The following is a 19,215-nucleotide window of genomic DNA, read 5'->3' on the forward strand; positions in this document are numbered from 1 at the left end:
TTATTATGTCAATACTGTTGGGCAATATGCAAATGAAACAGTTATTATGAAATATATTCAAAATCAGGGAGAGGATAAATCATCTTACAAGATGTTGAATAGAAATCAGTTGAGCTTGAGTCTTTAAATTATGCGATACCCCGATAGCTCTGCTTCGGGGTCATTCATTTTTCATAATTGTGTGATTAACTGGTGTTATTTTAATTAATTACTATGGTTAGGTATAATATGCTTAGCGGAATATTGAGTAATACACAAATGATTGTTACCGCAATATTTTTCCAATGTGCTGTGTGTAAGAAAAGTGCTGCAATTAAGGCTAGTAAAATGATCGTATTCATGATGAAAGCAAGCATTACATAATTTAAACCTATCGCTATCAATAAATTTTGCTTGCTGATTAGAAAAGCGAGCAGAAGAAATGTCCCAATGGCGGCCGAGTAAGGGCTGCCTTTTTTCCAATTCTTATAATCAGTGGTTCCATTACGTTTTTTCGTTTTTAAAAGTGCTTTGTATTTCAAAGTAAATAGTCAAAAAAAATAGCTTATAGCTTTTTTATCATTTTTTCAAGTGCATCCAAATGTGCTTTAAAGGCTTGTTTGCCTAAAACCGTGATGGAGTAGGTGGTACTGGTTTTTCTACCAATGAAACCTTTGTGTACCTTGATAAATTCAGCCTGCTCCAAAGTATTCAAATGCGAAGCTAAATTACCATCAGTAAGTTCTAGCATTTGTTTCAGGTCGTTAAAACTAATTTCATTGTTTACCACAAGCATAGACATTACGCCCAGTCTGATCCTGCTATCGAAAATTTTATTTAAATCTGCTATCGGATTTTTCATCTTAAGCGCCTCTTTCGTATTTAAAATACATCACCAGGCCATAAATAATGTGGAGTACACCAAATCCAAATGCCCAGAAGAATAAGCCATATCCAACATAAAACATGCAGATTAAACCCAATATTACTTCCAGATAACCCAGATACCGGATGTCGCTAAGGGTATATTTACTTGCATTAATGAGTGCAAGACCATAAAAGATTAAACAAGTTGGGGCAATAATGCTGTAGGTATCCGGATGATTAACCAGCAAACCGATGATAAATAAACCACCGGCAATCAGGGGAATCATCAAATTAAATAATAAGGCTTTAGATGTTTTATCCCAGATGGGTAGGTTATTTTGCTGACTTTTTCTATAAGTAAATAAAATACCACCAGCCAATGCCACAAACAATACAATTAATCCGAGTTTGATTAAGTTAAATTCCAAGTCCATTTCGCCTTCCACACCATAACTGTAACCTCTTTTGGCAAAGAATTTTTCTATTTCTTCATGTGCAAAATAAGCGCCAATTATGGCTATTCCTCCTGCAAAAACGCCAGATAAGCCACTCAAAGAAATAAAACGGGATGACCTGTCCATCATTTGTCTGATATCCTTAAGGGTATTAAGTTGTTCTTCTTGATTGCTCATTTCGAAAGTGCTTTGTTTTTCAAAGTTAATTAAGAAATTGATAATTGCAAAATTTATTTTTTTCCAGATTGAGGTATTAAAAGAATTTGGTCTTCAGCTTTAGCCTTGTAGCTTTAATCTTTCAACTTTGATCTTTCAGCTTTAGTCTATCTGCTTTAGTCTTTCCGCTTTGGTCTTTCAGCTTTAGTCTTTCTGCTTTGGTCTTTCAGCTTTAGTCTTTCCGCTTTGGTCTTTCAGCTTTAATCTTTCCGCTTTAGTCTCTAGTCTTTCCTTTAAAACATTCCTTAACATTTGCAACTTTTAACTATTTTTACGGCATGCTAAAAGCCACCGGAGTAAAAAAGTCATATGGGAATCTTCAAATCCTTAAAGGGGTAAATTTTGAAGTACAAAAAGGAGAGATTGTGAGCATCATAGGGCCATCTGGTGCCGGCAAAAGTACATTGCTGCATATTTTAGGTACATTAGATAAACCAGATGAGGGTGATGTAGAATTAAAAGGATCGGTGATTAGCAAACTTCATGGCGATTTACTGAGCACGTTTAGAAATCAGAATATTGGTTTTGTGTTTCAATTTCATCACTTGTTACCAGAGTTTAGCGCCATTGAGAATATTTGCATTCCGGCATTTATTGCCAAAACCAATAAAAAACAGGCAGAAACAAGGGCCTTGGAATTGTTGGATTTATTTGGTCTTAAAAATAGGGCCAATCACAAGCCTAATCAACTATCTGGTGGTGAACAACAGCGTATTGCAATTGCCCGGGCTTTGATTAACAATCCATCTATTATTCTGGCTGATGAACCCTCTGGAAATCTGGACTCTGAAAATGCATCAGCCTTGCATCAGCTTTTTGTGAGTTTGAGGGATAATTTTCAACAAACATTTGTGATTGTTACCCACAATGAACATTTGGCGAAAACCAGTGATCGAGTGGTAACCATGAAGGATGGATTAATTGTATAAAACCAACTGAATTATGGATTTGGAAGAATAAGTTCAATTTTACAATTCTACCATTCATGCAATCATTTTTTCATTCATTCACTCACTCAATAATTCACTAACTTATTCATTCATTAATTCAATCTTACTTATAAATTTTGAAAATACTGATCACCGGCGGAAACAGTGCTAAAGCGTTAAAGCTTTTAAAAGCTTTTCCTAGCCATTTTATTTTATTGGCAGATTATGGAGATGTGCCAGGCGTTATTACTGAAAATTATGCTTTTACTTCCCTAGGTTTACTTAATAAGGATAGTATTGCACACCTTTTACTCAATTTTTGTATTACAGAATCAATTGATAGTATTATTCCGTTGCATGATTATGAGGTGGAGCCACTGGCAAAGTCTGCGGTATTATTTGGGGAATATGGCATTCAGGTTTTAACGCCGCAACCAGAGTTAATTAATTTTTTCCGCTCTGATGAGAAAAATACCTTTAAAAACTTTGCCGTATTTATTCATGGTGAATGTGTTTATTCGAGTGGGGGAGAAATTTTTATTCGTCGTGAAGATGAATTAAATGGTGTGTTCGGTTATAACTCTCCTGATGATGAATTAAAACTTTTTACAGTTTAGCAAATGATGGATATCGCAGCAATTTTAAAAAACAAAGAAGCTGTATTCTTTGAATTGGATGATGTTTTGTTTCCAGAAAAAGATTATCTGCTACAGGTATATTATCTGTTTGCTCAATTTATAGAATACACCGAGCAAAAGGATGCGGGGGCTACTTTAGCCTTTTTACGGGCAGAGTTTGAACAAAACGGAGTTGAAGAACTTTGTAATAAAACAGCTGCCCAATTTGGAATTGACGCTAAATACAGATATAACTTCGAGTTGCTACATCAAAATGCCCGTTTACCTTTAAAATTATTATTGTATCAAACCATGTTGAATTTGATGCAGGAACTGGTGGTGAACAGGAAAAAAATCTTTATTGTAACCGCCGGTAATCCGGAACAGCAACTGAACAAAATTAAGCAAACAGAATGGAATGGACTCGAGCAATACCTCACCGTTTATTTCACTGATGAATTGAAACTACAGAAGGCAGAAATTTTTCAGAACATCCTAAACGACAATAATTTATTGGCTGATGAGGTGTTAGTTATTGGTGCAAATAATTTTGATGAGCAACAGGCTAAAATTGTTAATTTGCAGTATATTAGCTCACTAGAAATTTTCAAATAAGTATGCTGAAAAAAGTTTATTCGCAAAAAAATATTTTGTGTTTTCTGATGATGTCCTTCGGGTTAATCACCTCTTGTAAAAAAAACAACTCTGTAGATGAATCGCCGAGTCAAACCACTGAATCCAATACCCTTCAAACGCCCACAACCAACCGGGCAGAGTTAACCAAAGATTCAATTTTCTTGTATGCAAAGCAAACCTATTTTTGGAATATCGGGATGCCTTCCTATGATGGTTTCAATCCTAGAAAGTACAGCAGCAATGAGCAGGTTTTAACCGCTTTAAAGGCATTACCCAGCACGGGTGGAAAGGATAAATATTCTTTCATTGATGATGGTACAGTTGCCGGCGAACTTGGTGGGGTAAGTGGCGATTATGGATTTTCAGTCAATTATGATGGGGCTAACATCCTACGTGTAAAATATGTTTATGCAACCTCTCCGGCAGCAGTTGCAGGATTAAAAAGAGGAGATATTGTCACCAAAGTTAACGGTCGGACTACTTTGAGAACAAGCCAATCTGATATCGATAATATTAATGATGGCGTTTTTGGAAATAATGCTTCGGTTACATTAACCATCACAAAGGCAGATCAAAGCATTCAAAATCTGGTTATTAACCGGGGTTCGTACAACATCAACCCTATATTGTTTAGCAATACTTATATTGTTGGGGCAAAAAAGATAGGTTACGTGGTATTTAATAGTTTTACTACAAACTCTGTTCCTTTGCTTGATGCCGCGTTCAGTAAATTTGCAACAGACGGAATTACGGAACTGGTTGTTGATCTGCGGTATAATGGGGGCGGTTCTGTTGCTACCTCTGAAGCATTTACCAATCTAATCGCACCATCTGCACAAAATGGGAAAATTATGTACACTACATATTGGACCAAAACCATGCAGGATAAACAAGCTACCATCCTTCAAAATCAAAAGTTTTACCAAACCACTTCAGACGGTGTAAAGCGTTTGTATTCTATGTTTGATTATGATTATAAGCCTATTGCAGCTGCAGGAAATCAGGAGTTTTTTAAAAAGCGGGGATCGCTTAATGGGATCTCAAGAGTGTATTTTCTGGTAACTGGTGGAACGGCTTCTGCCAGTGAATTATTAATTAATAATTTAAAGCCAGTAATGGATGTGAAATTAATTGGTCGCAAAACTTATGGAAAACCTGTAGGTTTCTTTTCTATTCGTATAGATAAGAATGATCTGTACATTCCTCAGTTTCAGACCAAAAATCAGGCAGACTTTGGTGATTACTTTGATGGGATGATCGTTGATAAGGATATTGCTGACGATTTAACGAAGGATTTTGGTGATCCATCAGAAAGCTTACTTGCGCAAGCCCTCAATTATTCGGCTACGGGAAGTTTTACTTCATTTTTAAAGGAAAATACATTGAGTAGTACATCTGGTGCTTCAAGAGTATTGATTGATCAAACGAATGAGAAGTTAGATCATGAATTTAAAGGAATGGTGGAAACCAGGAAGATGAAATTGAATTAAAAATCATTTAATAAATGCAGGCAGTATCATTTTTTATAAATATGATACTGCCTTTTTTATAGATAACTTTCTTAATGCTTTTGCCCTTTATTAACTTTGAAAAGATGCAGGATTTGTGGGAATAATGCATCCATATATTCTTCCACACCATTTTTAGATCCGGGGAAAGTTAATACTAGCGTATCACCAATAAAGCCAGCTACACCTCTGGATAGCATTGCATAAGGCATGCGATCCTGGCCGTAGTTTCTTGCGGTTTCCATAATTCCATCAATTTTGCGTTCAATGAGTGGACTGATGGCCTCAGGAGTGACGTCTCGTGGTGACAAGCCTGTTCCTCCGGTTAAAATCAGCAGATTAATCTCATTGCTCACGAGTTCCGCAGTTGTATTCTGGATCACTTCAACTTCATCAGGTACAATGGTGTATTCTTTTGTAACAATGCCAAATTGTTCCAGTCGGCTTATAATGGCCTTACCAGAATAATCTTTGGCTGTTTTTTCAAAAACAGAATCTGAGCACACCACAACGGCAGCCTTGATTTCAGGAAACTTTAAGTGTTTTAAATCTGATTTGCCACCAGACTTTTGAAGTAAACGGATATTTTGTATTTCTACACCTTTGTCGATAGGTTTTAACATGTCATACATTGTTAACGCCGTAACGGAAGCACCATGCATGGCCTCAACTTCCACTCCGGTTTTATAAATGGTATGCACTTCTACTTTAATCAGAATCGTTAAATCCACAATTTCATAAGTGATGGATGTAAATTCAATGGGTAAAGGATGACAATCAGGAATAACATCACTGGTTTTTTTTACACCAAATAAACCTGCAGCACGTGCAAATTCAAAAACATCACCTTTAGGAATTTTTCTCTGTACAATGGCATCAATTGTTTCCTGTTTTGAAACTTTTACTGTTGCACTCGCCACCGCAATCCGCAAGGAGTTTGATTTTTTAGTAATATTAACCATATTAAATATTTTCTTTCCACTGATGGGTATCGTCTTCAAATATTTCTTTACCCCAAATCGGAAGTTCAGCCTTAATTCGCTCTACCAATTCATTACAAGCTTCTATTGCAGGTTTACGGTGAGCAGATGAAGTGAATACAAATAAACAGATTTCTCCTGCATTTATCGATCCTAAACTATGGTAAACGTGCATGCAGTTCAGTGGATACTTCATAAAAATCTCCTCCCTAATTTCGTTCATTTTTGTGAGCGCCAATTCTTCATAAGCAGTATAATCAATAGCGGCTACAAATTTACCGTTTACTTCATCTCTTCGAATTTGCCCCATGAAAATGCTGTGACCACCAATAGCCGTTTTTGTGGCATGCCTGGAAATGCTTTCAGCTATAAACGAAGGGCTTATCGCCCCGTTCACAAAGATGTTTTTTATTTTCTTTTCACTCATTTTATCTTTTTAGAAAATGATTTCTCCATTTTGCAATGCCCCCCTTTAAGCTATAAATTTTCTTTTTATCGCCATATTTTTCCTGAAGCAATTCTGCAGCGGCAACACTTCTAATGCCATGCTGGCAAAGCAATACAATGCTTTCTGCATCAATATTGTTTTGCATAAAGGTATTAAATTCAGACATTGGTACTTGCAGAAACACATCCTGATCCAATATGGGAAATTCATGTTTTTCCCTTACATCAATTAACAAGGCCAAATCTTGCTTCCTCAACAGTAGCATTTGCGTAAGGTCTATTTCTTCGTAGGCAGGTGCAATAAAATGCGATTGGTTATCTTCCATTAATAAAAAGTCAGCTTTGCTTTTGGGTAAAACATAATCATTACCTACAGAAATATTTAGAGTGTATTGTGTTTGGTTGAGCAAATTGTAATGAAGCAATGTATTAATTAGCGGCTGGCCAACTCCGGCAATCAGTTTAATGGCTTCTGCTGCAGCCATTGTACCTATAATTCCAGGGAGTACACCCAATATGCCATTCTCGGCGCAGTTTTGAATTTCACCAGGTGCAGGCGGAATAGGGAAGATGTCGCGGTAATTGGTTGCAATATTATTTTTATCTTTTACATTAAAAATGGCCAGCTGGCCTTCAAAACCAGATACAGCTGCAAAAATTAAGGGCTTTTGGAGAAATGCACAGGCATCGTTAATGAGGTATCTAGAATCGAAATTGTCGGTGCCATCGATCACGATATCATAATGTTCTATAACGCTGAATATATTGCCTTTATTCAGCCGAAATGGATGTTCTACAATCGAAATTTCCGGATTCATTAACCGCAATCTTTCAGCAGCAACTTTTACCTTAGGCTGGCCGAGGTCTTCTGATGTGAAAAGAATTTGCCTATGCAGATTGGAAAGTGAAATGGTGTCATTATCCACTATTCCGATTGTGCCGATACCGGCTGCGGCAAGATACTGTATTATCGGACAGCCCAAACCACCTGCTCCAACTACCAGTATGCTTGAATTGATAAGTTTGTTTTGTGCTATAGCTCCAAAGCCTTTTAAAACCAGTTGCCTGCTGTAACGTTCATGATCTATCACGTATTAACCTCCAGAAAATGGCGGCATAATGGCCACTACATCTTGATTTTTAAGGGATTGATTGGACTGTATGATGTTTTGATTGACGGCCAGTTTGTACTTCATGTCCGCTAATTCAGGAAATGATGTTTCCAGATAACTTTTAAGCTGATCAGTATTCGTAACATTTGAAATCTCCACCTGCTGATGGTGGATAAATTCAGAAATTTTACCAAAACTGATGATCTCTAATTTCATATCAATTTACTTTTTGAATATTTATTTTATTCAGACCTTTTACAAACCTTCTGCCTGTTGCTACATCAGTCGTCGTAATCATGGCAATATTACCCTTTTCCGCTTTCGCAGGATCAGCAACGAAATCGGTTAAAATTAAAATGTTGTTCTCCGATTTTGTATTGAAAACCTCATTCCATGAAAAAACCACTTTATAGTTATCGGTAGCAGAACATACCAGGTAATATTCACTTAATTTTTTAGGCGATGATTCGTTAATCTCCACCTGACTTAAAATCTCTTTCAAAGGTACACCTTTAATGTTTTTAATACTGCTTTTTCGCTGCAAGAGGTGATTCAAAATGGTTATGCTGTCAATACTAACTTTTTTATAAGTGGAAAGTGATGCCAGATTGATGGTTAGCTTTTGCTTTACATCGCCTTCAATTGTAAATTGTTTGCTTTCTTGTGCCTGGCTTTTCATGCCAAATAAAAATAAAATGGCAAATAGGTATTTAATCATTTTTTTTAAAAAAAAATATTGGTTTAGGGTTAGTTATGGGGTAACAATAGTACGGTTACTTTTTCTCCAGCCATAAAATGCTGCTGATCTTCCTTCAAACGAATGAGACAATTTGAATGCGCAAATGAACTCAAACGAAATGACTCTTGCGCATTTAATGGCTTTGCTTTACCATTTGCGTAAACTCCTTTTAAAAAGTGGGTTAAACCAGGTGGCTTTTCATAATCAGTTTCCAGTTCTGCTTCCACTTCAGCAACACTGTTTGGTAAATTTGATAAAAGCTTAATGGCTGGTAAAACATAATTGTAATAACAACTTAATACAGAAGACGGATTTCCGGGCAACCCAAAAACAAGTTTACGGTTTTGCGTGCCGAAAAACAGGGGTTTACCTGGCTTTTGTTTAATCTTATGAAATTTTTGTGCTATCCCACATTTTTCTGCAGCAGCAATTACAAAATCATAATCACCAACACTTACGCCTCCGGTTAAAAGCACAACATCACTTTGATTTAGTGCTACATGCAGTGTTTCTATAAGTGATTCCAGGTTATCATTTACCCAAAGCACTTCAATGTGCTGAATGCCTTCCAGTTTTAAAGCTGCTGATAAGGAATAAGAATTAGATTCGTAAACCTGACCAAATGCCAGTGGTTTTCCAGGTTGCTGTAACTCATTTCCAGTAAGTACAATGGTTACTTTGGGCATTGGAAAAACTTCAACGGTACTGATACCTATTCCTGCCAGAAAGCCTATTGCAGCAGGTGTGAGTAAACTTCCAATCTGCATGGCTAATGCTCCGGCTTTAATTTCAGCACCTTTTTCTCGTACATTTAAACCTTTAGCAATTTTTGGGTCTTCCAAAGTAATTTGATTTGCAGAAAGTTGAATTTTTTCCTGCATCACTACAGTGTCAGCACCTTCGGGTAATGGGGCACCAGTAAAAATCCGGCTGGTTTCTCCGTGAGCAATCGCGATGGATTGAGTAGTTCCGGCAGCCATTTCTCCAACCAGTGTATAGGTTTTTAATGCTGACTCAAATTTTATTGCATAGCCATCCATAGATGACTGTCTGAATGCAGGAATATCAACTAAGGCATAAATATCTGCAGCTAGAACATGCCCTAAAGTATCTTGTAATGGGATTTCTCGCGGATCTAAAAGGGTAATATTATCACGAATAATTTGTTTCGCCTGGTCTACCGTAATCATTTTATCCTCCGATTGTGATCATACTTCGATTCTTAATAGCATCTGCATCTAACGATTCAAAATGCGAAACAAGTTGACCACCGAGCGCTTTCTTTTTATCCCAAATGGAAGCCATAATTAAAGGAAGCACATCTTCATCATTTCTCAGGGCCGTTAGTAAATCTGTTTCACCGTTAGAGAACAGGCAATTCTTCAACTTTCCATCAGCGGTTAGTCGCATTCTATTGCAGGTACTACAGAAGGGAGCCGTCATGGTACTGATAATGGCGAAAGAACCTTCATGGCCTGGAATCATAAAATGTTTGGCTGTATCATGTGGAGCACCTTCAACAGGTAATACCGTAAAATCTTTTTCAACCGTTGTTAAAATTTCCTGCAGGGAAAACATTTTATTGCTGGTCCATTTGTTGCCACTAAAGGGCATAAATTCAATAAACCTGATTTGTATCGGATTGTGTTTCGTCCAGTCTATAAAATCTTTAATTTCGCTATCATTAAGTCCTTTCATCACCACCATATTAATTTTGACGGTTATTTTTTCATGTAATAGTAACTCAATATTGCTGCGTACCTGATGGAAAACATCACGACGGGTAATGAGCATAAATTTCTCTGCCTGAAGTGTATCCAAACTAATATTAATGGTTTTTATTCCGGCCTCTTTCAATACCGGAAGCATTTCTGCGATCCGGGTTCCGTTAGTGGTGATAACCAGTTCAACAGGGAGTTTGCCTAATGCTGAAATAATGGCAGCAGCATCTTTCCTCACCAGAGGTTCACCACCAGTAAGCCTGATCTTTTTTACACCCTGATTAACAAATATGGTAGCCAATTTGATAATTTCATCCGTTTGCATCAATCTGGAAGCAGGTGTAAAATCGTATTCTTCTTCTGGCATGCAATAAAAGCAGCGGAAGTTGCAGTTATCCGTTAAAGATATCCGCAAGTAATCATGAACTCTTCCAAATGAATCTGCTATCATTATTGCTTAATTAAATTATCGTAATCGGTTTCGGTATCAATATCAATATTACCCAGCGCAAATGCAATAGTTGCCACATCATTACCATGTAATTTTAACATTGATTTTGCACCATTATTTCCAGTTAAGGATAAAAGTTGAGGGAAGTATTGTTTATTGAACAGCACAGGTGTACCAGTTGTTTTGGCATAAGTGCTAGCAACGATACCTTTTTTGGTACTGATTTGTTTCTGCTTTAATGCTTGGAAGATTTCAGCGGTGATAAATGCCTGATCTGAAACCGCAATAATAATATTTTCGATCATTGGCGATTGTTTAATGAGTGCTGCTACCCCGGCAGTAATACTGGAAGACATTCCTGCTGACCAGTTATTGTTAATTACTAAATTAACTTCAGCAGGCAGTTTTTCCTGAATCTCCTTTGCATAAGCGCCCAGTACCACAATGATCGGTTGAAAATTTGCTTGCCAGGCTGCTTTGATAGTGTGCTCAATAAGTGTTGTTTGCTTAAACGCCAATAACTGTTTCGGTTGGCCTAAACGACTAGAATTTCCTGCTGCCAGAATCACAATACCTGTATCCATTAGTTAGTTCTAATATGATGAACGTGGATGGGCGCAATTTTTTCCTTCAACCTACCGGCTGAAGCACCGGATAAAACGGCCTTGATTTCTGCAATAATTGAAATGGCAATTTCTTCAGCTGTTTCTGCACCAATATCCAACCCTATCGGACCATGTACCCTGGATTGATTTTCAGCTGTATTCAGGTTGAGTTCATCCAGCATTCTGATTAATTTCTTTTTAGGCCCTAAAGAACCAATATAGGGCGCATTGGTTAACAGAAGGAGGTGTAACAACTCCAGGTCGTAATTGTAATTGTGGGTCATTAATACAAAAGCGGTATGATCATCTATGGTAATCTGCGGCAAAAGTTGCCCCGGTTTGGTAACTAAAATTTGATTGGCTTTAGGAAAGCGCTGACTCGTGGCATGGGTTTGTCGTCCGTCGGCTATAGTGACGTTCCAGCCCAGTACATCTGCAATATTGGCGAGTGGTTGCGCATCATTGCCGGCACCCGCAATAATTAGCGCAATAGGTGGACTTATAAATTCCAGAAATGCAGTGATTAGTTCTTTACCTGCATTATAATCTAAAAACGTTGATTTTTTTTCTGCTAAAACCTTTTGAAGATCATCAAAAAGTGAGGGGAAGTAGTCATTTTCTTTATTTTTAAATTGATCATGTTGCCTTAGCAACATGTATGTACCAATCTGTTTTTTACCTTCCAAAGAAAATAATACGGCCAATGCTGCATTTTTGCGTTTACTTTCCAGTTCAGCTAAAATGGTAATTGGGTTTACCTCTTGGTCATCAAAAATAGGTTCGAAAAGAATGTAAACAATTCCATTGCATCCCAGCTGTACACCAAATTTAGCATCATCCTCATCCATAGAATCATAAGTGACCAACTTATTTTCCTGCTGATGGATAGCACTTAATGCCTTTCTTAAAGCATCACCTTCCAGGCAGCCACCACTAATGGCTCCCGTTAAGATGCCATCTTCCGTAATCAGCATTCGGGCGCCGGGTCTGCGATAAGATGATCCCTCCACTTTGACCACGGTTGCCAAAGCTGTTTTTTTTCCATCTTTCCTGGCCTGGGCATGTGCTTTTATAATGTCTGCAATTTCTTTCATTGGGCGATTTTCAAATGAAGCAATGTAACCACTATGTTTTGAAATCGGTTATTTGCTATTTAATTAAAACAATGTTTAGCGTCAATGTTTTTATTTTTCAGCGGAATTTGAATTTTAAATAAGCAACACGCTAAATGCTTTTTTGATCATCACCAAAACCCTCTAGCCAATTACCTGTTAATTTAGCTAAATTAGCCATTTGAAATTGGCATCACTTATTTTCATTCATGAAAAAAAAACCTACATTTAGAATTTTAATTTTAACGCTATTATTTTGCTTAGCCGGTAATGCACAGCTTTCTGCACAGGTTTTGCGGATTGCTGTTGCGGCAAATGCGCAGCAACTGATTAAAAGACTACAGAAAGATTTTGAGCGGAAAACCGGAATAAAATCTGAGGCAATAGTGGGTGCATCAGGGAAACTGACAACCCAAATTATGAATGGCGCACCCTATGATGTTTTTCTTTCAGCAGATACTGAGTTTCCACAAAAATTGTATGCGAAACAATTCGGATTGCAACCCCCAAAAATTTATGCATTGGGCAGTTTGATTATTTGCGGCAAAACCAATCTTGATTTAAAGAACTGGCCTAAAATACTATCTGGTAATAAAGCCAGACGAATTGCCATTGCCAATCCAAAAACTGCACCCTATGGAAAAGCTGCAGAAGAGGCGCTGAAATATTATCAATTAAAAGATAAGATCAGCTCCAACCTAGTTTATGCGGAAAGTATTTCGCAGGTAAATACCTATATCCAAACGGGAGCGGTAGAATTAGGTTTTACCACAGAATCTTTTCTATATGAGCATAACGATAAATCAAAATTGAAATGGGCCAGGGTAGATGCTGGAAGTTATGGTGAAATTGAGCAAGGTGCCATCTTACTGGCTTATGCCAAAAAAGGAAAACTTAAGGAAGCAACTCAATTTTTTGATTATCTTTCTTCTTCTGCTGCACAACAAATTATCAGGAAAAGTGGCTATCATTTACCCATAGTAAAGAAAGGTTAAATGGATTTTGAACCAATTTATCTCAGCCTCAAACTTGCGCTCATTACTACAGTAATACTGCTTTTGATTGGAATTCCGGTGGCCTACTGGCTTTCTGGTAAAAGTACCATGGCGAAAATTATCCTGGAGGCTTTAATTACTATGCCCCTGGTATTGCCACCCTCTGTTTTAGGATTTTATCTACTTCTGGCGTTTAGTCCAAACAATGGTTTTGGTAAATGGCTGCATGAGCACTTAAACCTTCAACTTGTTTTTTCATTTGAAGGATTAGTTTTGGCTTCCATTATTTATAGCCTCCCTTTTATGATTAGTCCGGTAAAATCAGCCTTTGGACATTTGCCTAAAACGCTGGCACAAGCTTCTTATACAATGGGTAAAAGCAGGTGGCAAACATTTATCTACGTTTTGCTCCCTAATATAAAAGCTTCCGTTTATACGGCTGCGGTACTTACATTTGCCCATACCTTGGGTGAATTTGGAGTGGTATTAATGATTGGCGGTAATATTCCGGGAGTAACCAAAGTGGCTTCGATTGCCATTTATGATGCGGTAGAAACCATGGATTACCATGCTGCTAATCAGTATGCATTCATTCTTTTTGCCATTACCTTTGCTATTGTACTGGCCGTGTTCATCTTTAATAAAAAAGCAGTTAAAAATCCATTCGAATGATAGAAGTTGACATCACAAAACGGATTAAAACCTATAGAGGCTGGGAAGATTTAAGGGTGAAAACTCAATTCGAGATGGGGAAGATCACGCGGATTACCGGACCATCTGGTATTGGAAAAACAACATTACTTAAGATTATTGCCGGATTGATTACACCGGAAGTAGGAACGATTAAATTTAATGGCGACACTTGGTTTGATGGGGAAAAGAAATTTTCTAAAAAGATTCAGGACAGAAAGGTGGGTTTTGTTTTCCAGGATTATGCTTTGTTTCCAAATATGACGGCGGAAGCACATTTAGCCTATGGTAGCAATGATGAGAACTATATCAATGAGTTACTCCATTTGGGTGAAATGGAGAATTTTCGTCAACATTTACCCCATCAACTATCTGGTGGACAACAGCAAAGGCTCGCTATTTTAAGGGCCTTATCTACAAAACCTGTGTTGCTGTTAATGGATGAATCGTTTTCTGCGCTTGATAAAGAACTGAAAGTTAAATTAATGGAGAAACTGCATGACTTATTTTTAGTTCAGGGTACAACTGTATTGGTTGTTACACACCATGATGAAGTGTTCTATTCCTCTTCGGCATTATTCAGCCTGGAAAATTGATTAGCTAAAATAAATTAGAAACTGGTGGTGATCATTAACTGCCAAACATTAGTTTTTGCATAATCTTCCTCTTCCTTTTGTGTCCAGAATAGATATCCAAATTCTGTATCTATTTTTTTGCTCCACCGATAACCTAAAGAGATAGAACTACGATTCTGATCGAATACACTGCCATTTACATTATTTTTATTGATAACGTTTAGAAAAAGTTCATTTTGAACGGCGGTATAAAGGCCTCTGCTAAATTCTTCATTAGCCACAATTGGAATCTGTGCAGCCGCAAAAAATCTGGCACGTTGTGAAAAATTGGTTTGCTTTTCTGCTGTGATCAATCGCTGTTCCAACCGAAATCTCAAACTCCATTCTGTACGGCCAATGTCGGTATTGAATAGGTATTGCTGATAAATTCGATTTTCAGGGTTTAACGTTTTGAGACCGAAATCATCCTTTTCCCATTTACCTAAAAAGGCATAGCCAACAGCAACAGCATGGTGTTTATTGAAATTGTAATTTAAGGCAGTCCGCAGGAGCAATGCTGAAAAATCACTTAACTGATCTGACGACCGAAACTGTAGATCGGCAAGGACATCAAATTTCTGATTAATTTTCTGACTGTGCGAAATAAACAGCCACCCTGTATTTTCAGTTTGGGCGGCTGTATGAAATGCAATCAGGCAAAAAGTTGCCATTATCCAATACTTTTTAATGCTCATTTCTAAAAGTTGTTGTTGTGAGCATGCATATGATAGCACTTATAATAACTCATCAAAATGAATAGGTAATTTATTGATACGCTTTCCTGTTGCATGATAAATGGCATTCGAAATGGCAGCAGGCATACCTACAAGTCCAATTTCACCAACGCCTTTTACGCCAAGTTCATTAATTAGCTCATCATTTTCTTCTGCAAAAATCACATCAAGCTGACGGATATCTGCATGAACAGGAATATGATACTCACCCAAATTGGCATTGATGTATTTCCCCAGCTTTTCATCCATAATGGTTTCTTCATGGAGCGCTTTGCTAATTCCCCAAACCATCGATCCATAAATCTGACTTTTAGCTGTTTTAGGATTGATAATTTTTCCTGCCGCAACCGCAGTAACTGCTCTGGTCACGGTCACTGTACCCAGATCTTTATCTACCTCAACCTCTACAAAAGAGGCGCTATGTGTAGCCATGCTGTATTTTTTGAGTTTCAGCATATGCGGCTTTCCCATATTGGTGGTTTTAATGGTTTTACCTTTATTAAAAGCAATAATCTCTTTAAATGATACCGCAACATTTGGATCATGTTTCAAGGCAATTGTACCATTTTTGAAAGTAACCTCGTTATCTTCCACTTTTTTGAATGGAGAATCAGTTATTTCCCTGGCTTTTTTTAGTAACTTTTTTCTAAGCTCTTTTGCGGCTACAACAATGGCGACACCAGTTGAAGAGGTCATTGCTGAGCCACCCTGAAACATGGAAAATGGTTTTTTGCTATCTCCATAGCGGAAATCTACATCCTCCATCGGAAGTCCAAGTTCATCGGCTGCAATTTGTGTCATCACTGTAAATGTTCCGGTGCCGATGTCCGTTACCGCATTATTGAGAATCATTTTTCCATCTGCCGTTATCATGGCTTCCACACGAGAAGGAAACTGAAAGGCATCCCAAATTCCGGTAGCCATTCCATAACCAACCAGTTTATTGCCACGTTCCATACTTCTGGGTTTGGGTGTCCGCTTTTCCCAACCAAATTTCTCTGCAGCTTCCAGATAACACGCTTTCAGGGCTTTACTGGTGTAGGGTTTTTCTGCTGATGGATCCATTTCCGTGTAATTGATTAACCGAAATTCCAGCGGATCAATATCCAGTTTGTAGGCCAGTTCATCCATGGTGCACTCAATAGCATGCAAGGCTGTACTTCCTCCGGGTGCCCGCATATCCATTGGGGTATAAACATCCAGCGGAACGAGTTCTTGTTCAAATAAAGTATTCGGGGCCGGGTAAAGCCTATGGCTCCAGGAGGCTATGGGTTCGAAGTAATCTTCAAATGAAGAAGTTTCACTTTTTGAAGAATGGTTCATCGCCATAAGTTTGCCATCGGTATCGGTTGCAAAGCGCAGGTTTTGTACGGTTGGCGGGCGGTGGGTAAATGAAAACATTTGTTTCCGATCCAATACCACCCGAACATTCCTTTTAAGATGCAGGGCGGCCATCACACATAAAAACAGCTGGTATTGCGGGCGAAGGCCTGAGCCAAATCCACCTCCTACAAATGGAGCTAATACCTGTACATTTTTGTATTTAAGTCCAAATATATTGGCTACATAAAGCTGATTATTAATCGTACCCTGTGTTTTATCATATATGGTTAACTTACCATCGCCTTGATAAATAGTAGTGGTTGCAAACAATTCTATTGGGTTATGGTGTTCGGTGCCATGACGATATTCAGTTTCAACTTTTACAGCAGCATTTTGATAGGCTTTTTCAAAATCACCAGTTGGCGGCGGTGGAGGTGGTTTTAAAGCTGTCGCAAAACCTTTTTTAGCAACCCTGGACGAATCAAGATGATGATCCAGGCAGGTTTGAAAAGGTTCTTCACTATAATCAAAAGTGATTTGTGTGGCTGCATAGCGGGCCATTTCAAAACTCTCCGCTACCACCAGGGCAATTGGCTGGCCGTTGTATAAAATGTTTTCATCATAAAAAGGCTTAAAAACAGTTCCCGGAGGGGCATCCATATCGGTATATTGCAAATCAAACCAGGCCAGTTTGGTTCTGTTTTCATGAGAAAGTACTTCTATTACACCTGGTAAAGCCAGTGCTTTACTCAAATCAATACTTAAAATTTTTCCTTTGGTGATGGTACTGTTTACCACATAGCCATAAAGTAAATTGTGTACATCATATTCTGCAGCATATTTAGCTGTACCAGTTACTTTGAGTTTACCTTCTAAACGGCTAATGGGTTTACCTACAGTTTTATTTGTATCTATTTCCGTATGTTTCATAAAATATTATGCTGATGGCTGTGCGCCGGGTAACTGACTGGCTGGATTTAAAGCCATTAAACCATTTCGAATAATCGCTTTTTTAGAAAGTTCAATTTTAAAATCATTGTAACCAAAGCCTTTAGCATCACGTAAAATAATATCAGCTGCTGCTGAAAAATTTTCTGCGTTTGCTTCCTTATCTTTTAAAAATTCTTCTGCTTCAACACTACGCCAGGGTTTATGGGCAACACCACCTAATGCAATTCGTGCAGATTCGATCATGTTTCCATTAAGCTTTAATGCTGTAGCTACTGATACCAATGCAAATGCGTAGGAGTGGCGGTCTCTCAATTTTAAATAAGAATAGTGATCTGCAAAACCCTCTTCTGGTAAATCGATAGAAGTAATAATTTCTCCGTCGTCTAAGGTATTATCCAGATCAGGTCTGTCACCAGGTAAACGGTGAAATTGTGAAAATGGAATGTTTCGATCGCCATTTGGCCCGCTCACATTTACAGTGGCTTCCAGTGCGGCGAGTGCGATACACATATCCGATGGAAATACTGCGATACAAGCTTCACTCGTACCTAAAATGGCATGCATTCTATTATACCCGTCTTTTGCAGGACAACCAGAGCCTGGCTTGCGTTTATTACAAGGTACATCCGGATCATAAAAATAATAACAACGGGTACGCTGTAACAGATTGCCACCATTGCTGGCCATATTTCTGATTTGTGCAGATGCACCTGCCAGAATGGCTTTAGAAAGTAATGGATATTTTTGAGCAATTAAAGGATGGTATGCCGTATCTGCATTTTTTACGGCAGCACCTAAACGGATATTCCCATTTTCTAAGATTGATATTTCTGCATTTTCATGGAGGTGATTGATATCTACCAAACTGGATGGATTGGTCAGGTTGTACTTCCAAAGATCGATGATGTTTGTACCGCCGGCAACAAATGCAGCTTCAGGCAAATGATTAATTAAATCTATCGCATCCCGGGTATCAGTAGCCTGCTTAAATTCGAAATTATTCATGATTACCTCCATCTTTAACCTGCATAATGGCATCTATAATCCCAATGTTGGCTCCACAGCGGCACAAGTTACCACTCATTAATTCTTGAACTTCTTCACGGGTGTGGGCATGACCTTCCTGCAGCATACCAACTGCACTACAGATTTGTCCGGGTGTGCAATAACCACATTGAAATGCATCGTGATCAATAAAAGCTTGCTGAATGGGGTGGAGGGATTCACCTCCGGCAATGCCTTCGATAGTCGTAATTTCAGAATCATTCTTCATCACGGCCAGGGTTAAACAGCTTATAATTCGTTTGCCATCACAAATAATGGTACATGCGCCGCATTGCCCATGATCGCAACCTTTTTTAGTTCCTGTAAGTTTAAGGTGTTCACGTAAAGCATCAAGTAAAGAAACCCATGGAAGCAGGTTAAGCTCATAACGCTGTTGGTTAACGGTCAGTGTTGTTTTTGTCATTATAAATCTGTTTTGTAGTTCGGAAATACCCTATTACACAACTGACTTCATACAGAAAAGTTTTGC

General features: G+C 38.1%; 23 protein-coding genes. 7 read left to right on the forward strand and 16 right to left on the reverse strand.

What is annotated here, in order from left to right; all coding sequences use genetic code 11:
* Positions 1–200: 200 nt before the first annotated feature.
* Genes AN34_RS19325 through AN34_RS19335 form a run of 3 tightly spaced genes read right to left on the reverse strand, consistent with a single transcriptional unit; the run spans position 201 to position 1,478 of the window.
* On the reverse strand, positions 201–521 hold the full coding sequence (locus AN34_RS19325) for a hypothetical protein (protein WP_029288313.1): 321 nt from the start codon (positions 519–521) through the stop codon (positions 201–203).
* A gap of 23 nt (positions 522–544) precedes the next feature.
* A complete protein-coding gene (locus AN34_RS19330) occupies positions 545–841 on the reverse strand; it encodes a transcriptional regulator (RefSeq protein ID WP_029288316.1) in 297 nt (98 codons plus the stop codon).
* 1 nt (position 842) lies between these two features.
* Positions 843–1,478, reverse strand: coding sequence for a hypothetical protein (locus AN34_RS19335; protein ID WP_029288318.1), 636 nt, complete (start codon positions 1,476–1,478; stop codon positions 843–845).
* Positions 1,479–1,795: 317 nt separating this feature from the next.
* Here AN34_RS19335 and AN34_RS19340 point away from each other — a divergent pair, with 317 nt between their 5' ends.
* The 4 genes from AN34_RS19340 (at position 1,796) to AN34_RS19355 (ending at position 5,189) form a co-directional block, all read left to right on the forward strand.
* Positions 1,796–2,446 carry an ABC transporter ATP-binding protein gene (locus AN34_RS19340; protein ID WP_029288321.1) on the forward strand — a complete coding sequence of 217 codons (651 nt, stop codon included), beginning with the start codon at positions 1,796–1,798 and terminating at the stop codon, positions 2,444–2,446.
* A gap of 137 nt (positions 2,447–2,583) precedes the next feature.
* On the forward strand, positions 2,584–3,063 hold the full coding sequence (locus tag AN34_RS19345) for a hypothetical protein (RefSeq protein WP_029288323.1): 480 nt from the start codon (positions 2,584–2,586) through the stop codon (positions 3,061–3,063).
* 3 nt (positions 3,064–3,066) lie between these two features.
* The gene (locus AN34_RS19350) at positions 3,067–3,678 is read left to right on the forward strand and encodes an HAD family hydrolase (RefSeq protein WP_029288325.1); all 612 of its coding nucleotides are present in this window, start codon (positions 3,067–3,069) and stop codon (positions 3,676–3,678) included.
* 2 nt (positions 3,679–3,680) lie between these two features.
* Positions 3,681–5,189 carry a S41 family peptidase gene (locus AN34_RS19355; RefSeq protein ID WP_051666731.1) on the forward strand — a complete coding sequence of 503 codons (1,509 nt, stop codon included), beginning with the start codon at positions 3,681–3,683 and terminating at the stop codon, positions 5,187–5,189.
* 71 nt (positions 5,190–5,260) lie between these two features.
* Here AN34_RS19355 and moaCB read toward each other — a convergent pair whose 3' ends face one another.
* Genes moaCB through AN34_RS19400 form a run of 9 tightly spaced genes read right to left on the reverse strand, consistent with a single transcriptional unit; the run spans position 5,261 to position 12,356 of the window.
* Positions 5,261–6,169 carry a bifunctional molybdenum cofactor biosynthesis protein MoaC/MoaB gene (moaCB, locus tag AN34_RS19360; RefSeq protein ID WP_029288330.1) on the reverse strand — a complete coding sequence of 303 codons (909 nt, stop codon included), beginning with the start codon at positions 6,167–6,169 and terminating at the stop codon, positions 5,261–5,263.
* A gap of 1 nt (position 6,170) precedes the next feature.
* A complete protein-coding gene (locus AN34_RS19365) occupies positions 6,171–6,614 on the reverse strand; it encodes a molybdenum cofactor biosynthesis protein MoaE (RefSeq protein ID WP_029288332.1) in 444 nt (147 codons plus the stop codon).
* 1 nt (position 6,615) lies between these two features.
* Complete coding sequence (locus AN34_RS19370) at positions 6,616–7,725, reverse strand: ThiF family adenylyltransferase (RefSeq protein ID WP_029288334.1); 1,110 nt, start codon at positions 7,723–7,725, stop codon at positions 6,616–6,618.
* A 3-nt stretch (positions 7,726–7,728) separates the two neighbouring features.
* Complete coding sequence (locus tag AN34_RS19375; protein WP_029288337.1) at positions 7,729–7,962, reverse strand: MoaD/ThiS family protein; 234 nt, start codon at positions 7,960–7,962, stop codon at positions 7,729–7,731.
* Between the two features lies 1 nt (position 7,963).
* Positions 7,964–8,464, reverse strand: a complete 501-nt coding sequence (locus tag AN34_RS19380) for a molybdopterin-binding protein (RefSeq protein ID WP_231625586.1) — start codon at positions 8,462–8,464, stop codon at positions 7,964–7,966.
* A 29-nt stretch (positions 8,465–8,493) separates the two neighbouring features.
* On the reverse strand, positions 8,494–9,675 hold the full coding sequence (gene glp, locus AN34_RS19385) for a gephyrin-like molybdotransferase Glp (RefSeq protein ID WP_029288341.1): 1,182 nt from the start codon (positions 9,673–9,675) through the stop codon (positions 8,494–8,496).
* Position 9,676: 1 nt separating this feature from the next.
* Complete coding sequence (gene moaA, locus AN34_RS19390; protein WP_029288344.1) at positions 9,677–10,657, reverse strand: GTP 3',8-cyclase MoaA; 981 nt, start codon at positions 10,655–10,657, stop codon at positions 9,677–9,679.
* Complete coding sequence (locus tag AN34_RS19395; RefSeq protein ID WP_029288346.1) at positions 10,657–11,241, reverse strand: NTP transferase domain-containing protein; 585 nt, start codon at positions 11,239–11,241, stop codon at positions 10,657–10,659. The genes moaA and AN34_RS19395 overlap by 1 nt, the downstream gene beginning before the upstream one ends.
* The gene (locus AN34_RS19400) at positions 11,241–12,356 is read right to left on the reverse strand and encodes an XdhC family protein (protein WP_029288348.1); all 1,116 of its coding nucleotides are present in this window, start codon (positions 12,354–12,356) and stop codon (positions 11,241–11,243) included. Before AN34_RS19400 ends, AN34_RS19395 begins: the two co-directional genes overlap by 1 nt.
* Positions 12,357–12,583: 227 nt before the next feature.
* On the opposite strand from AN34_RS19400, the gene modA reads away from it, so the two are divergent.
* The 3 genes from modA to AN34_RS19415 are packed head-to-tail and all read left to right on the forward strand — an operon-like array spanning position 12,584 to position 14,655.
* Complete coding sequence (gene modA, locus AN34_RS19405) at positions 12,584–13,369, forward strand: molybdate ABC transporter substrate-binding protein (protein WP_029288350.1); 786 nt, start codon at positions 12,584–12,586, stop codon at positions 13,367–13,369.
* Entirely contained in the window at positions 13,370–14,041 is a 672-nt protein-coding gene (gene modB / locus AN34_RS19410; RefSeq protein WP_029288352.1) for a molybdate ABC transporter permease subunit, read from the forward strand.
* Positions 14,038–14,655: an ATP-binding cassette domain-containing protein gene (locus AN34_RS19415; protein WP_029288354.1), complete on the forward strand. Its 618-nt coding sequence runs from the start codon at positions 14,038–14,040 to the stop codon at positions 14,653–14,655. Before modB ends, AN34_RS19415 begins: the two co-directional genes overlap by 4 nt.
* Positions 14,656–14,669: 14 nt before the next feature.
* Here AN34_RS19415 and AN34_RS19420 read toward each other — a convergent pair whose 3' ends face one another.
* The 4 genes from AN34_RS19420 to AN34_RS19435 form a co-directional block, all read right to left on the reverse strand.
* A complete protein-coding gene (locus tag AN34_RS19420; RefSeq protein ID WP_197285564.1) occupies positions 14,670–15,344 on the reverse strand; it encodes a DUF2490 domain-containing protein in 675 nt (224 codons plus the stop codon).
* A gap of 63 nt (positions 15,345–15,407) precedes the next feature.
* Entirely contained in the window at positions 15,408–17,660 is a 2,253-nt protein-coding gene (locus AN34_RS19425; protein WP_029288359.1) for a xanthine dehydrogenase family protein molybdopterin-binding subunit, read from the reverse strand.
* Between the two features lie 6 nt (positions 17,661–17,666).
* Positions 17,667–18,686, reverse strand: coding sequence for a xanthine dehydrogenase family protein subunit M (locus AN34_RS19430; protein ID WP_029288361.1), 1,020 nt, complete (start codon positions 18,684–18,686; stop codon positions 17,667–17,669).
* Positions 18,679–19,149 carry a (2Fe-2S)-binding protein gene (locus tag AN34_RS19435; RefSeq protein WP_029288363.1) on the reverse strand — a complete coding sequence of 157 codons (471 nt, stop codon included), beginning with the start codon at positions 19,147–19,149 and terminating at the stop codon, positions 18,679–18,681. Before AN34_RS19435 ends, AN34_RS19430 begins: the two co-directional genes overlap by 8 nt.
* Positions 19,150–19,215 lie beyond the last annotated feature (66 nt).

It is taken from the genome of Pedobacter sp. R20-19 (assembly GCF_000708265.2).
Taxonomy (GTDB): domain Bacteria; phylum Bacteroidota; class Bacteroidia; order Sphingobacteriales; family Sphingobacteriaceae; genus Pedobacter.

Coding starts and splice junctions, on each gene's coding strand:
- AN34_RS19395 (WP_029288346.1), bottom strand. CDS start 11,241: ATGGATACAGGTATTGTGATTCTGGCAGCAGGAAATTCTAGTCGTTTA.
- AN34_RS19380 (WP_231625586.1), bottom strand. CDS start 8,464: ATGATTAAATACCTATTTGCCATTTTATTTTTATTTGGCATGAAAAGC.
- moaA (WP_029288344.1), bottom strand. CDS start 10,657: ATGATAGCAGATTCATTTGGAAGAGTTCATGATTACTTGCGGATATCT.
- AN34_RS19425 (WP_029288359.1), bottom strand. CDS start 17,660: ATGAAACATACGGAAATAGATACAAATAAAACTGTAGGTAAACCCATT.
- AN34_RS19375 (WP_029288337.1), bottom strand. CDS start 7,962: ATGAAATTAGAGATCATCAGTTTTGGTAAAATTTCTGAATTTATCCAC.
- AN34_RS19340 (WP_029288321.1), top strand. CDS start 1,796: ATGCTAAAAGCCACCGGAGTAAAAAAGTCATATGGGAATCTTCAAATC.
- AN34_RS19365 (WP_029288332.1), bottom strand. CDS start 6,614: ATGAGTGAAAAGAAAATAAAAAACATCTTTGTGAACGGGGCGATAAGC.
- modB (WP_029288352.1), top strand. CDS start 13,370: ATGGATTTTGAACCAATTTATCTCAGCCTCAAACTTGCGCTCATTACT.
- AN34_RS19335 (WP_029288318.1), bottom strand. CDS start 1,478: ATGAGCAATCAAGAAGAACAACTTAATACCCTTAAGGATATCAGACAA.
- AN34_RS19400 (WP_029288348.1), bottom strand. CDS start 12,356: ATGAAAGAAATTGCAGACATTATAAAAGCACATGCCCAGGCCAGGAAA.
- AN34_RS19355 (WP_051666731.1), top strand. CDS start 3,681: ATGCTGAAAAAAGTTTATTCGCAAAAAAATATTTTGTGTTTTCTGATG.
- AN34_RS19415 (WP_029288354.1), top strand. CDS start 14,038: ATGATAGAAGTTGACATCACAAAACGGATTAAAACCTATAGAGGCTGG.
- glp (WP_029288341.1), bottom strand. CDS start 9,675: ATGATTACGGTAGACCAGGCGAAACAAATTATTCGTGATAATATTACC.
- modA (WP_029288350.1), top strand. CDS start 12,584: ATGAAAAAAAAACCTACATTTAGAATTTTAATTTTAACGCTATTATTT.
- AN34_RS19330 (WP_029288316.1), bottom strand. CDS start 841: ATGAAAAATCCGATAGCAGATTTAAATAAAATTTTCGATAGCAGGATC.
- moaCB (WP_029288330.1), bottom strand. CDS start 6,169: ATGGTTAATATTACTAAAAAATCAAACTCCTTGCGGATTGCGGTGGCG.
- AN34_RS19350 (WP_029288325.1), top strand. CDS start 3,067: ATGATGGATATCGCAGCAATTTTAAAAAACAAAGAAGCTGTATTCTTT.
- AN34_RS19435 (WP_029288363.1), bottom strand. CDS start 19,149: ATGACAAAAACAACACTGACCGTTAACCAACAGCGTTATGAGCTTAAC.
- AN34_RS19420 (WP_197285564.1), bottom strand. CDS start 15,344: ATGGCAACTTTTTGCCTGATTGCATTTCATACAGCCGCCCAAACTGAA.
- AN34_RS19430 (WP_029288361.1), bottom strand. CDS start 18,686: ATGAATAATTTCGAATTTAAGCAGGCTACTGATACCCGGGATGCGATA.